This window comes from Vibrio sp. 1180_3 (genome assembly GCF_029478545.1).
Lineage (GTDB): Bacteria > Pseudomonadota > Gammaproteobacteria > Enterobacterales > Vibrionaceae > Vibrio > Vibrio aestuarianus.
The window spans coordinates 1-16,449 of sequence record NZ_SJFM01000052.1 but is presented as its reverse complement, the minus strand read 5'-3'; the positions used below and the strand labels follow the sequence as shown (position 1 = coordinate 16,449).

10 protein-coding genes are annotated in these 16,449 nt (G+C 40.7%); 4 read left to right on the top strand and 6 right to left on the bottom strand.

The annotated features are described in order from the left end of the window. The first annotated feature begins 355 nt into the window (after nt 1–355). Nucleotides 356–1,237: an NAD(P)-dependent oxidoreductase gene (locus tag EYW48_RS19445; protein WP_171981595.1), complete on the top strand. Its 882-nt coding sequence runs from the start codon at nt 356–358 to the stop codon at nt 1,235–1,237. 335 nt (nt 1,238–1,572) lie between these two features. Here the strand turns inward: EYW48_RS19445 and EYW48_RS19440 are convergent, their stop codons facing one another. Both EYW48_RS19440 and EYW48_RS19435 read right to left on the bottom strand, forming a co-directional pair. Further along, the gene (locus tag EYW48_RS19440) at nt 1,573–3,183 is read right to left on the bottom strand and encodes a polysaccharide lyase 6 family protein (protein ID WP_274677351.1); all 1,611 of its coding nucleotides are present in this window, start codon (nt 3,181–3,183) and stop codon (nt 1,573–1,575) included. A gap of 86 nt (nt 3,184–3,269) precedes the next feature. Further along, nucleotides 3,270–5,048 carry a transporter gene (locus EYW48_RS19435; RefSeq protein ID WP_053312364.1) on the bottom strand — a complete coding sequence of 593 codons (1,779 nt, stop codon included), beginning with the start codon at nt 5,046–5,048 and terminating at the stop codon, nt 3,270–3,272. Between the two features lie 812 nt (nt 5,049–5,860). Between EYW48_RS19435 and EYW48_RS19430 the strand changes: the two genes are divergently transcribed. The 3 genes from EYW48_RS19430 to EYW48_RS19420 all read left to right on the top strand — a co-directional run bounded on the left by EYW48_RS19430 (nt 5,861) and on the right by EYW48_RS19420 (nt 8,767). Beyond that, complete coding sequence (locus EYW48_RS19430; RefSeq protein WP_171981597.1) at nt 5,861–7,120, top strand: alginate lyase family protein; 1,260 nt, start codon at nt 5,861–5,863, stop codon at nt 7,118–7,120. A gap of 84 nt (nt 7,121–7,204) precedes the next feature. After that, nucleotides 7,205–7,666 (top strand): YhcH/YjgK/YiaL family protein, encoded by a 462-nt coding sequence (locus EYW48_RS19425; RefSeq protein WP_261916916.1) that lies wholly within the window; start codon nt 7,205–7,207, stop codon nt 7,664–7,666. Between the two features lie 393 nt (nt 7,667–8,059). Next, the gene (locus EYW48_RS19420) at nt 8,060–8,767 is read left to right on the top strand and encodes an oligogalacturonate-specific porin KdgM family protein (protein WP_053312367.1); all 708 of its coding nucleotides are present in this window, start codon (nt 8,060–8,062) and stop codon (nt 8,765–8,767) included. Nucleotides 8,768–8,830: 63 nt separating this feature from the next. On the opposite strand, the gene EYW48_RS19415 is transcribed toward EYW48_RS19420, so the two are convergent. The 4 genes from EYW48_RS19415 to EYW48_RS19400 all read right to left on the bottom strand — a co-directional run bounded on the left by EYW48_RS19415 (nt 8,831) and on the right by EYW48_RS19400 (nt 15,689). Beyond that, nucleotides 8,831–9,715: a DMT family transporter gene (locus EYW48_RS19415; RefSeq protein ID WP_277432874.1), complete on the bottom strand. Its 885-nt coding sequence runs from the start codon at nt 9,713–9,715 to the stop codon at nt 8,831–8,833. A 54-nt stretch (nt 9,716–9,769) separates the two neighbouring features. After that, nucleotides 9,770–10,486 (bottom strand): 3'-5' exonuclease, encoded by a 717-nt coding sequence (locus EYW48_RS19410; protein ID WP_277432873.1) that lies wholly within the window; start codon nt 10,484–10,486, stop codon nt 9,770–9,772. Further along, on the bottom strand, nt 10,486–12,351 hold the full coding sequence (locus EYW48_RS19405) for a DUF294 nucleotidyltransferase-like domain-containing protein (protein ID WP_277432872.1): 1,866 nt from the start codon (nt 12,349–12,351) through the stop codon (nt 10,486–10,488). The genes EYW48_RS19410 and EYW48_RS19405 overlap by 1 nt, the downstream gene beginning before the upstream one ends. A 593-nt stretch (nt 12,352–12,944) precedes the next feature. Then, entirely contained in the window at nt 12,945–15,689 is a 2,745-nt protein-coding gene (locus EYW48_RS19400) for an SET domain-containing protein-lysine N-methyltransferase (protein ID WP_277432871.1), read from the bottom strand. Between the last annotated feature and the right edge of the window lie 760 nt (nt 15,690–16,449).

Sequence of the window (16,449 nt, the reverse complement as noted above, 5' to 3'; positions counted from 1 at the left end):
TAGCTTCAGAGTTTCTGCTTTAAATTCAGGGTGATGTTTAATTCTAGTTTTCTTACTAGTCATTGTTCACCTCGTTAGTGATTGTACTCACTTAACTCAGTGTCCAAAACTGCTGGGGCGGATCAGAATGGCAAGAAACCATCTCTCAAAACAATAGCTAATATTGCCAATACCTCTACGATCCCAACAATCCTCAACCATTCAAATAGTTGCCGACACAATCGTTACGCATGTCTCAATTTATCAAGAATTTTATCGCTACCGGATAGTTAAGGTGATTTTTTTGATTGCAAATTTCAAATGAGCGAATACAATAAAGACATATAATCATACAATAAGATATTTGGAGTTGAACATGACCAAACCAGTAATTGGTTTCATTGGCCTTGGCCTTATGGGCGGTAACATGGTTGAAAATCTACAAAACCGTGGTTACGAAGTTAACGTAATGGATCTAAACAAAGATGCTATTGCAGCGGTTCTAGCGCGTGGCAACGCATCTGAAGCAACTTCTGGTAAAGAGCTTGCTGAAAAATCTGATATCGTAATGCTATGCCTAACAACGTCTGAAGTTGTTGAAAAAGTCGTTTACGGCGAAACAGGTATCCTAGCTGGAATGTCTGAAGGCAAAACTCTAATCGATTTCGGTACTTCTATTCCAGCTTCAACTAAGAAGATTGGTGCAGACCTTGCAGCTAAAGGTGCTGGCATGATCGACGCCCCTCTGGGACGTACTCCTGCTCACGCTAAAGATGGTCTATTAAACATTATGGCAGCTGGCGACACCGAAACTTTCAACAAAGTGAAGTCTGTTCTTGACGACCAAGGCGAAAACGTATTTTACCTAGGTGCTCTAGGTTCAGGTCACGTAACCAAGCTAGTTAACAACTTCATGGGTATGACGACTGTTGCGACTATGTCTCAAGCATTCGCTGTTGCTAAACTAGCAGGCGTTGATGGCCAGCAACTATTTGACATTATGTCAGCTGGCCCATCTAACTCTCCGTTTATGCAGTTCTGTAAGTTCTATGCTGTAGACGGTGAAGAAAAACTAGGTTTCTCTGTGGCTAATGCAAACAAAGATCTTGGTTACTTCCTTGCGCTTTGTGAAGAGCTAGGCACTGAATCTTTGATTGCACAAGGTACTTCTGCAAACCTACAAGCTGCTGTTGATGCAGGTCTAGGTAAAAACGACGTACCTGTTATTTTCGACTATTTCACAGCTCTTAAGAAGTAACTCGGACTGGCCTTGCTAGCGTAATTCTTGGTAGCAAGGCCATTTAATCTTTTAACCCGAGTTGAAATTACCTATCACTAGAAAAGATATATCTCCCACCCTATTCATCTCCCCTCATAGCCTAATTTTTCATCCAATGCATGTCCTTCCTACTTGAAGTTGCTGCGGTGTTGGCTACGTTAGCTCACCCTAATCACATAGTTTATCTATGCTCATGGGGATGAACTCACTTGCCGCCTACCTGCAATTTCAAGTGGTTTGGGTATAAACCCGATAACTCTTATGATCTCAAGCATAAAAAAGTGGCTCTTTTTTCTGGGAGCCACCTTATGCAATTACTTCACGGTATGAGTCAGGATATAATCAGGGCCAGCGGTTTGTGCAGTAACCACCTTCAATTGATTTACATCAGCTCCAGCCCCGTGATAGTAGTTAAAGCCATTCTCAATGGTTTTTGCTGGCAGTGCCACTGAATAGTGGCTAATTTTCTCTGCGGAAGTCACGGTTCCCGCATAAAATTCCTCTGTATATCTCGCATCGACTAATGGATATTCTTTGGTCGCACGCACACTGACAAATTCCGGAGAGGTCGAATTATCAACAACATTATGACTGAATGATACATTCACACCTGAATATATAGCCTCGACTTCGGTGTTATCAAATAGGCTGACTCGGTGAGTTTGATTGCCATAGATGATGCCCCATTCAGTATCAACCAATGTATTATTTTCAATCGTAATATTTTTTGGTGTCCACTGTTTATTCAGCTCTTTCCCTTTCACCGATTGATCTAAACGTTCACCATTTTTTACGTCAATGATGCCAGTATTGATAACAATACCACCACGTAGATCAGCATTCCCTTCTATTAATCCATCACGACCACGTGTATTTGCAATGTAGTTATTGCGGATGACATGATCTTCATCATAAATGCGCACACCACCAGTCAGCAGCTTGCCGTTGCCTAAGATAACATTATCTTCAACCGTGTTGCCTTTACCATGTCTTAAAGAAATCAAGGCAGTACTTTCAAAAATAGTGTTACCTGCAATAGTGTTATCGCCAGATTTAATCGAAATCAGCTCTCGTTCACCATCCATATCAATCAGTAAGTTATCGATAAATTGAGAGCTAGAATCAAACTGAGACGCTGTAGAATCGCCAATTCGAATCGCTTCCCAGCTATTGCCGTTATAACGGATCGCTTGTTCAATATCGAATTCATTAAACTGATTCGGCTTTTGGTCAAGGAAGATGTTATTCGCGATTAAGTGGTGATCAGGCTGTTCATCTTTTTGAACCCCAATTAAAGTACCGCGCTTTTGCTTGCCTTCAAATCGGTTGTTGATGACTTTCCCTTCTTTACCCCACAGCGACACCCATAGATATTTTGGATATTCAGAACGACGAGCATCGGGCTCATAGGTGTAATCATGGTTGAAGTAATAAAAGGTTGAATTTTTCAACGTATTGCGATCACCCATCATACGTACAGCACCAAATCTCTCATTTGGGCCACCTTCGGTGAACACAAGTCCATCGATAGTAATGTCATTACCTTTAAGCTCTAATTGTACAAGACCGGTTAACCATACTGTGCCTGGCTGTTGTGCGGTAACTGTGATGTTTTGCGCTTTGATAATAACTTGACCCAAGTTTGCATACTTACCACTGGGGATAACAATCGTCGCACCATCAGGAGCATTTTCAATTTGCTTTTTAAGAGCTGCAACTTGGTCCTGTGAGGCTTGATGCAGTTGATCACCATTGACAACATGATGGCGATCGCTTGTAAGCAGATAATCGCGAGTAATATCAGCAACAGCAATCGAAGTGGTGGCTGATAATGCTGCTTTCTTGGTTAGCTCACTGCTACAACCAGCTAGAGATGCGACAGCTAAAGCACTCACGATCGCAGCAGAAATCATTGTTTTGTTCATATTTATCTTCACTTTAGAAATAGTTAAAGCGACGTAAGTCATTTATCGCCGCTTTAATTTTTAGAGAGATTAAGTCAGTCCATTACTTAATTTTCAGTCGCTACTTCGTTCGCATTCTCGATTTTATCGTCCACCGCTTTAACCAACAGTAGACCTACACCAAGTACGATCGCACCGCACAATACAAAAATCATGCGTCCCCAGAACGGGTTTGGTAGTAAAAACATCGTCATCACACCGACACCTGCACAGGCAATTAGTGAACCAAGCATTTTGCGTTGTTTGTTATCAAGTTTCTGCTGCGCAGAAGACTCTGATACAAGTGGCGTGGCTAAGTTTTCGAAGAATTTATCAACATCAGCTTGACGCTCCGCTGATAGCGGTTTGTAGAACAAGGTAGTTGCCATGAAGAAGCCTCCAGTGATCACCATGTGACTGATTAAGCCAATAGCAACTTTCAAGTCGGCCCATTCACGACCCGTTAATGGTTGTAAGTCGAACCAACTCTGAACGGTTTCTGCGTTAATAACGAAACCGACATAGTAAGAAACCAGAGCACCAACAACTAACGTGCCCCAACCAGCCCAGTCGGGTGTTTTCTTAATAAAGAAACCAAAGAAGGCTGGAATTGTCATTGGGAAGCTAATTAACGCCCCCACATACATCATGGTATCGAACAGGCTTAGCCCTTTTAATGAGTTGATAAACAACGCCACCAAAATGATCACAATGCCGAACACGGTGGAGGTAATTTTAGAAACGAAAACCAATTCTTTCTCTGTTGCATCAGGGCGCAGAACTGGTTCATAGAAATTCTTAACAAAGATACCTGAGTTGCGGTTTAACCCTGAGTCCATAGAGGACATGGTCGCAGCAAACATGGCTGCAATAAGAAGCCCAACCATGCCTGCTGGCATGTATTCTTCTACAAAATATAGGTAAGCGAAATCAGCCGCTTTCTTGCCTGCTTCTGGGTATGTTGCTGCCAAATCAATACCTTGACCTGCGATAAACCATGACGGCATAAACCAAATAATTGGACCTATCGTCATTAATACACACGCTAGCAATGCCGCTTTTTTCGCATTTTTAGAATCTTTTGCCGCCAAGTAACGGTAAGAGTTCAACATGTTATTCGTAATGCTAAATTGTTTAACAAAGATGCAGAATGCCCAAATTCCAAAGATACTTAGATAATTTAGATCATTACCTGAAACAAATGAGGCACCTTCTTGAACTGGGAAATTATTAATAATTTCACCGACACCACCACCTTGGATAACTGCAACGACAGCACAGGTTACCGTTACTGCCATGATGATCACCATCTGCATAAAATCAGAAGCAATAACCGCCCATGAACCACCCGTCACTGACATCACTAACACCACAAGGCCAGTCAAAATGATTGTGGTAGTCATATCAAAACCGAAGATACCCGATGCGATGATCGCCAAACCGTTTAACCAAATACCGGCTGAGATAACACTATTAGGCATACCAGACCAAGTGAATACTTGTTCATTGTGCTTACCAAAACGCATGCGGATCGCTTGTATGACCGTAACTACACGCAATTGACGGAATTTAGGCGCAAAATACAAGTAATTCATTAGATAACCGAAAGCGTTAGCAATGAAAATAATCGCTACCGCAAACCCATCATTAAACGCTTTACCCGCAGCACCTGTAAATGTCCACGCACTAAATTGCGTCATAAACGCTGTGGCACCGACCATCCACCACAGCATGTTACCGCCCCCACGAAAGTAGTCGCTGGTATTACTGGTAAATGTTCTAAACATCCACCCTATAGCAATTAGGAATAAAAAGTAGATTCCTACGATTAAAGTATTGAGTTCCATCTTAAGACCTTTTTAGTGATGAGGTTTAATGCTCACACTATAAATCCCACCCAGACTTATTTGTAGTACAATATTCAAAATGCGTGACTAAAATCTAAGTTGTAACATGACCTCATTGTGGTTCGGTGATCTAAGTCAAGTATATGAAAGTGGTTAAAAGTATCGACTCACTCAATGAAATCGCATCAAAAACGACAATTTCATGCCTTTTTATACTAAATTTTGATTTGATATCCCTATTTTAAAATAGTGATTACTTACACTTACAATAGAAGCAGAAGTATTTTTGTATGATTAGAAATGATTGTGGTTTAGATATGGATGCAATGACATAAAAAAAACGCTCGTACTGCCTGTATCAGTATGAGCGTAAATCGAGGGAGATCCGTTGCTAGGTTTCGATCGTCGTTAGAACGCCTAACAAACATTATAGTTATAAGTTGGGAGCAACAATTGAAGTGCTAATTCAAACGCTTCAATAAATCATTCTTTAGCCACCGGCTATAAACCTGAAATGAACGGGGTCTTTGAATGGCAAAAGGTTAGCCTGTTCATTCTTTTCACTAAAGTATAATTGTACTACAAATAAAATCAATAATAAAAATCATGAACTCTTGATGTAGAACACATTTTCTACGTACCTTCAAACACACAGCACCAAGATAAATACATAACACATTGTATTTAAAGTGTGAAATCAAGACTCGTCAAACATTGAATCATAATTGCAAGCAATTAGATAAGATTCACAGATCCCTACCTCTTTTTGCCTTATCATATTTGTATTACGTTACTACTTAAGGTTCTATTTTATGAAAAAGAATAAAATGCTACGTCTTGCGGCCAGCATTGGTTCATTTATGTTCGCGACAAACGGCTTTGCTGCTAATTTTGTGTTTTTAGATGAAGCAACGCTCAACACAAACCGAACAATTCTAAATTCAGACAAAGTAACGCCATCAATGAACCACAGTTACCAGTTACTGCTAGAAGAGGCCGAACTCGCTATGGTCGAAGGGCCTTTTACTGTAACAGACAAAGGGATGATTCCACCCAGTGGTGACAAACATGACTATTTGAGTATCAGTCCTTATTGGTGGCCAGACGAAGGTAAAAGTGATGGCCTGCCGTGGATTCGCCACGACGGTAAAACGAACCCGGCTTCGAAAACAAATGAAACCGATTCCACGCGTATTGGCCACTTCACCCGCTCGGTACGAGCATTAGCGCTAGCGTATTATTTCAGTCAAGATGAAAAATACGCCACACAAGGTATTGAATACATCAGAACGTGGTTCATCAACGAAGACACTAAAATGAACCCTAATGTAAATTTTGGCCAAGGTGTTCCCGGGGTTGCAGATGGCAGACGTAGTGGCATCATTGACACACGGACATTGGTTGAGCGTACATTAGATGCTATCGCAATTTTATCTCAGTCTGCACAGTGGACAAAGAGCGATGAACAACAAATTACTCAGTGGTATAGCGATTACTTAGATTGGTTAATTGTCGATGATTTGAGCGGTGGCCCTCAAGGTGAAGCCTACTCACCCAATAACCATGGTACATGGTATGACTACCAAGTCGCTGGTATCGCCTATTTTCTAGGAAATGAAGTCCTGACCAAACAGATGATACAAAAAGGAAAGATGCGCGTTGATACTCAGTTTGAAAAAGATGGCTCCCAACCACATGAAGTTCAACGCACTCGTGCTTACCACTATCATTACTTTAGTTTGGATCCGTTAGTCGGTATTGCACAACTAGGCGATAAAGTCGGCATTGATCTCTGGCATTATACGAATAAGAATGGCGGTTCATTAGCACAAGGGATTCAACTGATGGCAAACTACAATGACCCACAAACTAAATGGCCATATGCCCAAAAAGACAAACGTCGCCGTGTAGAGCGAATGACTCCTATCTACGTCAAAGCAGGAAATGCGATGCAAAATCAACAGTGGATAAACCTTGCGACCAGCACTGACTTTAGCCCATTTACTGTTAGGAAAAACCTAGCAGAAGTCTGGGCACAGAGGGATATTGAACTTCTCTATTCGATTCGCTAAGACCATAATATCTATATTAAAAACTCTAGGCTAAATATACCCATTGACGCCTAACAGAAACATCAATGTATTTAAGGACATACTATGTTATTTGGTACGATTAGTAAGTTAAACCAGGTAAGCTATATTCAACCGCAAATTCAACATTGGATTGAAGAATCACTCGCCATTGCAAAAGAAAACCATACGGGAAAATATACGCTTTCTCATCCAGAGGTGTTCGTTATCTTAATGGAAATGAAAACTGAACAAACTTCGGTACGTAAAGCTGAAATCCACAAAAAGTATATCGATGTGCAACTGATGCTGGATGGCGTTGAGTCACTCGGTTACACATATGATTTAGCACCGGAACTCGAAGCACTGGATGAGCTTGAAAATGATGTGGCTCTATTTGAGCAGGCTAGCAATGAGCAATTTGTCACGATCAATAACGGTGATTTTGTCATTTTTTATCCCAACGAAGTTCATCGACCATTATGTTCTGTTGGAGAAGACAAACTTGTAAGAAAAGCTGTGATTAAAATCCCCCACTACCTGATCTAATTGCCATTTCCTAAACTATTGTTTTTCTGCTCTTCATTATCGCCTCTTTCTGGCGATAATGAAGAGCAGTAACAAGTTAACGATATCACTCTATTTCCGCTTCGTAGACCATTTCACAAGTCAAACCCAAGCAGCTTTGTATTACAAAATAACTTATGGAGATAGATTTCAGACCTTGAAAACTTGCTTTGAATCACAATTCCAAAAATCCCCCTCTAATAACCATCGGCACAAAACCAACACAAAATATTGATATAAAAAGATAAATGGCATTTGAAATATTATTTTACATCCTTATTTCTTCGTAAAGGCACAAGAGCGATCGCTATCACAGTCATTATTAACCCATACAAATATAATCAGCATATCTTAATACAAATAGAGTGTCATAAAATGAAACCAATCAATAAACTGACTATTGCAGTGTGCACCACCCTACTTTCAACCTCTGCACTTTCTGCATCTATTGATATTCGCCATGAATACAAACACAGCTCAGAGCAACACGCTACGCGTGTAAAAATGAACGAAAGTATCAACAATCTTTACTTTAGCGGTGAACTAAAGTTCAAAGGCAAAGATGGCGAATTTTTAGAAGACCTACAGAATAATGGTTGGGAATTCGATTGGGGCTACCGTGTTAAACTTAACGACAATTGGACATTAATCCCAGGTATGCCTGTTGAAGGCCGTTCTTCGGGCATGACCTATAAGCCTCAACTGCGCGTTACTTATGCTTTTGATAATGTCGAAGGACTCACTCTGAGCGGTCGTTATCGCTATGACATGTATCAAAATAATAATACAGATGATAAACGTCGCCATCGCCTAACTGGTAATCTCGGCTACAAGTACGAAAAATGGAGCTTTGGTTTAGAAGCAAATTACTACAAAGCTGATGATTACGAGTTATTCAAAGATAAAGAAACTGATGTAGAATACAATTCAACCATTCGACGTACAATTGGCCAATGGTCTCCATACGTTGAATTTGGCTACATCAGCTACAAAGATAATGGCGGGTTCGATATCGGTGACGGCTCGACAACGAACAATGATTATGAACTACGCAGCCGTATCGGTGTGAGTTACAGTTTCTAACATTCAAGTCTATCGCATTCATTTAAAAGCGCTCGGCATTTGCCTAGCGCTTTTTTCATTTTGTTATTCAATAACGCGTTGTTTTCTTTTCCTAGTAAGACTTCTCAGCATTGGTTTCCAACGAATTGGCATCATCGGTATAACAATAAGTGCTATTCCAAAGGCAGTGAAAATATCGGGAATTTCATCAAACCAAATTACACCAAAAAACGTGACAAATGCTAAGCCAGAATACTCAGCCAGTGCTATTTGGCTGGCAGGGGCTTTTTTAAATGCGATAACCACCAAGGCATGATACGCAAGTACAAAAAGATTTATCGCCATGATCCACATCATGTGCTGCCAACTAATAACTTGCCATTCATAAACCGCCAAAACTAAAGCCAGTGGCAAAGTCATCAATGTTGTCCAAAACAGTGTGCACACTAATGGCTGGTCAGTCGGTAATCGACGGATAAGTATATTACCTAATCCAATAGCTAGCGCACTACCTAAAGCAACAATGGCGGCCCAATGAAAGTGCTCCGGACGCAATACAATCAACACCCCTAAAAAACCGATGGTTGTGGCAATGATTTTTCCAAGTGGTGGGTTTTCTTTAAGTAGCACCACTGATAAAGGTAAAACCAACAACGGTCCAACATAAAACATCGCATTCGCTGTAGCCAATGTTAAGTGTGTGATCGCCACCATAGCACACGCACTGCCTAATAAGATGAGCTGGGCTCGCCAAAAAGTCACTTGGCTAAAACCATTCATACGTTTCACTTTTGGCAAACGTAACCATAAGGGAAATATAATAAGTAAGCTTAGTACTTGACGAATAAAGACATATTGAAACGTTGGCACTTCTCCGTTTAGCATTTTCAAAGAAACATCGGATAAAGAAGCTAATAAATTCGCCAACACAAGCAACAAGATGGCATGGGTAATTGTTTTTTGGTTCATGGAAACCTAATAAAGTAAGAATAAAAAATAGTTAAAAGACAACTGTGATTAAAGTTATTGGCTTATTCGGTAAAGTGAGCCAAAAGCAGGGGGATGATGGGGAGAAAGACGCTTTTGCTGAGCCAATAGCAACTCAGCTGTTGCTACTGCATCTGCTAGTGCATTATGTCCATTATATTCAGGTAAACGATATCTAACACGTGTACCTGATAAGGTAACATCCGGCTCTTCATGATGGCTGATAGCTTTTTCCATCTGCTTTTCCATACTCATCGTATCTAGCCAAATTAAAGGCAGGCCTGATACATCGAAATACGTTTTAAGATAATGATCAATAAAGTTGGCCTCAACAATACAGGCGTGAGCCACCAGCACCTTATCTTGAGCTGCTTCAAAAAAAGCCAGCATAGCATCGTGTAATGACACTCCATCTATCAACATTTGGGGCGTAATATGATTAATGACTGCCGTTTCTGGTTTGACTTGAGATTGGTTATTTACATACATATGCTGACAAGTCCCAAGATCAACTCTGTTACACGATACCTCAACCCAACCGAGCGACAATATATGATCCGATTCGAAATCCAAACCTGTGGTTTCGATATCCAATACAATGAAGTCAATATCACAGCTTAGCTGCTTAACATCGAGCTCTGGCAATGTGACTAGTTTGCTTAGTAATTTTGATAACACCCTCGTTTTTAAGTAGTGATTACGACGCCTTTTTAACCTCTCAAATGGATGAAAATACTGAAAATAGGTGAGCATTAGTAACTCCCAAAACGGATTTTCACCGCTTCTTGGAGATCTGCGATAATTCGAAACGCGTCTTTAAGATGTTTGCGTTCAAAACTGCCAAAATGATCCGGATTGATATGATTATTGGGTTCTTCACCCTTTTTTAAAGCAACCAACTGATGGCTAAAACGGAACGACAAAATAAATTGGTACGCCCCTAAGATGTTTTTGAAAGAGTCATCGTTAAGAATACCTTTGGCGTTCGCGGCTTTAAATCGTTCGTCCGTTGCGGATAAGTCACACTCAACCGCAAGTCCATAAATACGAGCCAAATCAATAATCAGGTTAATAGCGTATTTCTTGATATTCAGTGTTTTTCGATTTTCCCCTGATTTTTCAAGGACCAGACTATTGAATATCCCTAATGGCGGATTAGTGTTAATCGCATCTTTTACTAGCATACTGAGAAACTCGCGATTAGCACGAATGTTTTTATGCAACTCATCCCGTAACATTTGTTCATAATCACTGTTGCCGTAGATGGTACGGATTTCGAGAAAAACGCTGATATTAAGCAAACGCTCGTATTCTGGATTCGCTACCCATTTTTTATAGTAATGCTTCCATATACTCAAAGGTTGGCACCACTTGGGCGTTGCAGCCATATATTTACCAGGGCATAGTGGATAATCACAACTGGCGAGTCCATTACTAACGATCATAGCTAAGTGGTTGAAATATAATCGATCACTCTCTGTCGCTTCGTCAGCCAGTACTATCGCACTGTCTTGATCAGACAGCATGTGGACTTCATTTCGAGCATGAGAACCGGCAACGATCCATGAAAAATCACACGGTGGCGGGCCTAATTGATCAATCGCAATTTGAATCAACCGGCGAGTATAGGCATCCATAATCATTGTCATGACTTTACCGATCGTCTCAGGTGAAACTCTTCCTTCAACGAGCGCTTCAAAGATAGCTTGGCGTTCCGCGGTAAAAGTACTTAATGTTTTTGCACTGTCTGCGTATTTTATTTTTTCAATTAAGAAGATCGCTTGCACACGATGGTTTTGAACAAGATGAGATGTGGTCAGCAATCCAACCACTTTATTATTGTCGACCACGGGTAAATTACGAATATTGAATTGCATCATAATGGAAGCTGCATGCAATACGAGATCATCCGGTTTAATGGTAAGTGGTGAATGGGTCATGACACTTGAAATCGGTGCATCGATTGGAGTGGCATGGGCAATAACCCGCTTTGTCATATCTCTATCAGTAATCAAGCCCACAATGGCATCATTTTCCAAGATAACGGCACAAGACGAACGCATCACTACACGCATTTCATGAGCAACAGACTGGATCGATTGGTCAGCTTGCACAACAGCAACGCGTCCACTCGCCACTTCTTCCACACGACGAATAAACAGACCTTTTTCTTTATTAGACCAAACCACATCCAGTGCTGACTTTAATCGTACTTGAGCTTGAGATGCAAAATGCTCGGCACTACTCGGAAATTGTTTAAAAAGATTTTGTAAGGCTGAATTAGGTATGACATAGAGTAGAGTATTCTCTATGGCAGTAGCACTATAACCATTATTATCATCGACATTTCCTTCAAGAAAAGTGAAACCAAACAGGTCTTCAGTACCAAGTCTCCCGCGCAAAACACCATCTTTTTTTCGTTGCTCCATTGAGCCAGTACGGATGATATACAAGGATTTTTCTTGGCCTTCGAGACATAAGTCAATGACCTCACCCTTGGCAAGATACACAATTTGAATATGGCTAGAAAGCTCTCTTAATGCCACTTTGGGAATTTTGTCAAAAGGATCAATTTGACCAACAAACTGAACAATATTTGGCAATAGAGATTGTGTCATAACGAATACCTTTGGTTGATTAGTATTATTATATAACCAACAACCAAAAAAAGCATACTATGAAAATTTGTATCCACTTCCAACCATCGTTATTGGTCAAACTCTTGAGCTTCAGCCACTTCACTCATGGCTTGAAAAGTTGTAGAAGAAGATAGGAGCCACTCTCTACCAGTTGCTCTATTCACCGCTAAATATCAATGCTTTTAGCTGCAACTTAAACTTCCGTTGAACAAGAAAAAACATGTTCAAAAACTGCGACAAGCAGGGTATCAAGCGTTGCGGTCAACAACCTTAAGAAACTGCGCCGTTTAAAGACTATTAATGCTGTATTTAGCGGCTATACTCAAACTACTTGAAGTTGCAGGTAGACGGCAAGTAAGTGAATACCCATGAGCATAGATAAACTCTGTGACTTGGGTGAGTAAACGTAGCCAACACCGCTACAACTTCAAGTAGGAAGGATATATCCAGAATTAACTTGGTGTACCATTAACCTTCATTTTTATTTTATAAACAGCGCAGTCTTATTGTTTTATTTGATGATAGACAGGTATTGACAATAAAATATGGTGCTTATAACGCTGTGCCTATATTCAATTTATCGAGTCATCCATAGACTCTTTTTTTATTTGAAATGGCTCATAGTCAGGTCCATAATCAACAAGCAGCTCCTCGCTCTTATTTATATTTCTCAGTGCTACATAAAACACATAGTTAGGACCAAATCTGACACAGTCAAGATTATTATGCTTAGCAAATATTTCTTGTGGCTTACTATTCGGTAAATGGGCAGTATTTATTGCTGCTAATGAATTCGCATACTGAGAGGCGTCGATGCTTCTCTTCTTTGATTGAGTATTCCATAAATACGTCAATACTGGTGCTGATCCCTCTTTTCTCATAACAGAAGTGACTGAGCGTTCATCTTCATGCAAGATCCCAGAGTAAGCCCCCAGTACTTCAAATTTTTTGATATCACGTTTGGCAAATACGGACTGCCCACGCAGCGGTCCATCATCTACAGGCACGTCTGTATCTGCCCATGAATTAATCCAAGCAGCATGTTGACCTTCCATTGATTTCTTTAAAAAATCTTTACATTGAACTGCAATAGCACTTTTAGTCTCACTCCTTTTCCCGGCATTTGATAGCGAATTTAAAGCTTTCTTTAACTCAGCTCCATATTGAATAACGCTCCAGCTATTGATGCTATCCTCTGTTAAAGCAACTGCCGATTGCGATGGATTTGTAGATTTTCTTAAAATGGGCGCTCCGTTATCTATGAATGGCCTTTTAGGCGGTTGGTGAGAGTCAATACACACTTCGTCATGACTTTCACAACTTGGCTCTTGTTTTACCTCCATGTGTGTAGTTGATGGTTCAGATTGCACATGTAGTCGAGCCAGATTTTTAACAATAACAGAGTCTCGAGCAACAATTACTGACCCTCGCTGGTCAACTGTTCTAACTTGTAAAATGGGTGGGGTTTGAGGCACAGCCCACCTAATTACCGACGCTCGCTGACCATCGCCCCCATCTTGTAAACGGTCTTGCTTAATCATCGCTTGGTATTGATTGGAAAAAGAGGCATGAGCGTCATTTTGATTTAAAAGTCTCACAGCCTGATGGGCATATCGTTTATCCAAATTAGGAAGATGTCCAAGTAGAGCCTTCAGATTTTTATCACCACCATGTTCGACTACACTAACTAATTCACCACTAGTGATCTCCAACTTATCCAGCTCTTCCTTCTGCTCCGGTGTGATATCTAGCAGGGTCCGCAGATTTTTTGCACGATTAGTTGTTCTTACAACGTTGACTAGCAGATCCTTTGTGATCTCAAAATCATTCAACTTTTTCTCCTGCTCAGGCGTGAGAGCTAGGACTATCGGCAGAGTGCTGGAATGACCACCACGTCGCACTATACGAACTAAGTTGTCTGCAGTGAGCCCCAGATTAATCAGTTTTTCCCTCTGTTCAGGTAGGAGATCCAGCAAGGACTTTAGACTTTTGGAACCACCATTATGTCCCACTACACCAACTAAGTTTTTGCCAGTAATCCCAAGATTAATCAGTTTTTCCTTCTGTTCAGGTAGGAGATCCAGCAAGGACTGTAGACTTTTGGAACCACCACTATGTCCCACTATACCAACTAAGTTTTTTTCAGTGATCCCCAGATTATCTAGCTCTTCCTTCTGTTCTGACCTGAGTTTCAGCAAGAACTGTAGATTTTTGGAACCACCACCATGTCCGACTACACGAACTAAGTCGTCAGCAGTGATCCTCAGATTCTTTAGCGTTCCCTCCTCCTCTGGCGTAAGTGCAAGCAATACCTGCAGAGTTTTAGAACCACCAGATTGCCCCACTATACCAACTAAGTTTTTGGCAGTAATCCCAAGATCAATCAGTTTTTCCTTCTGTTCAGGTAGGAGATCCAGCAAGGACTGCAGATTTTTGGAACCACCAGAACGTCCCGCTATACGGACTAAGTCGTCAACAGCGATCCCCAGATCATGCAGCTTTTCCTTCTGCTCTGGCGAGAGAGCCAGCACGGCCTGTAGACTGTTGGAACCACCAGAAAGTCCCGCTATACGAACTAACTCGTCAGCAGTGATCCTCAGATCATTCAGCTTTTCCTCCTGCTTTGGCGAGAGAGCCAGCACGGCCTGTAGAGTATTAAAACCGCCTTTATGTCCTAATAAGCGAACCAATCTGTCCCCTGTGATATCCAGATTATTCAACTTTACCTTTTGCTCTGACGTAATATCCAACAAGGCCTGCAGAGTTTTAGCACCACCAGTATGTCCGACTACACGAATTAACTTGCCAGCAGTGATCTCCAGATCATGCAGCGTTTCCTTCTGCTCTTGCGTAAGTGTCAGCAATGCCTGCATGTTTTTTGAAGCACCCTCGCAGTTCATAATAGAGACAAATTTATCACCTAGCACTCCCAAATCATTCAATGTTTTTTCCTGTTCTGGCGTGAGATTAAGCAATTCCTGCAGAGTTTTGGAACCGCCATAATATTCGAGTACTTTAACTAATTTGTCGGGGGTGATCCTAAAAGTACTTAGCTTTTCCATTTTCTCTGGCGTGATACCCAATACTGCCTTTAGATTTTTTGAACCACTCCCAGCACCGCTTACTAAATTGCTTAATGTATCACCGACAATCCCCAAATTTTTCAGTTGCTGTTGCTGCTCTAAAGTAAGATTCTCCAGTGTTTTCAAGGTTTCTGAGCTGACATTGTCCCCTCTGATTTTTGAGATATGGCGCTCTTCAATGCCTATATTCACTAAACTTTGTTGATCTACTCGACGAGGAGTTACAGTCGTCATACCCGCCAAATAGGACTGTATCCATGTAGATGGATGAGCTATTCCTTCACGTTCTGTGTTGCGATCTTGATCCGCAAGTTTCGTCGAAGGGGGTCGTAGAAATGCAGGTAAATCTCTACAAGGCGAGTGGCTAACCTTCTGTACGGGGAAAGATGGAAAGGCTCTTTCGCCTTCTACATCTTTGTGTGTGTGTTTTTTTCAGCAGAAATGGGACTTGCAAACATTTATGACTCCATTAAATAAATATCATGATTATATATGGCGTATTTTGTTAAGTTTTATTTCTTGAATAGACTTTACTTCTTGAATAGATTTTATTTCGAGAAATATCGTTGATTGCTTATTATCACCATCTTTGCAATCACGAAAGTCAGTATACTCATAATCTGCATATGCTTTATTGAAGCGCTAATATATTTATCATCTCACTTACTGATAACCTCACTATTTAATGCATTACATTAAAAAATAAGTAATGAAAGATGGAATTATAATTAGTTTATTATACTTTCTTTGGTTATTCTTCGAATTCCATTAAAGGCTTTATCTTGACCTTCGAGACATAAGTCAATGACTTCACCTTTGGCGAGATACACAATTTGAATATGGCTAGAAAGCTCTCTTAATACTTATTTATACCCGTGATCATTGAAGATGCTTGATTTTCAATAGAATCAGGATCATGCTACAAACCATGAAAATCACACTGACTCCTCAACAGAAACTGCAACTCGAACAGATGCACGACATTGAGCGTGAT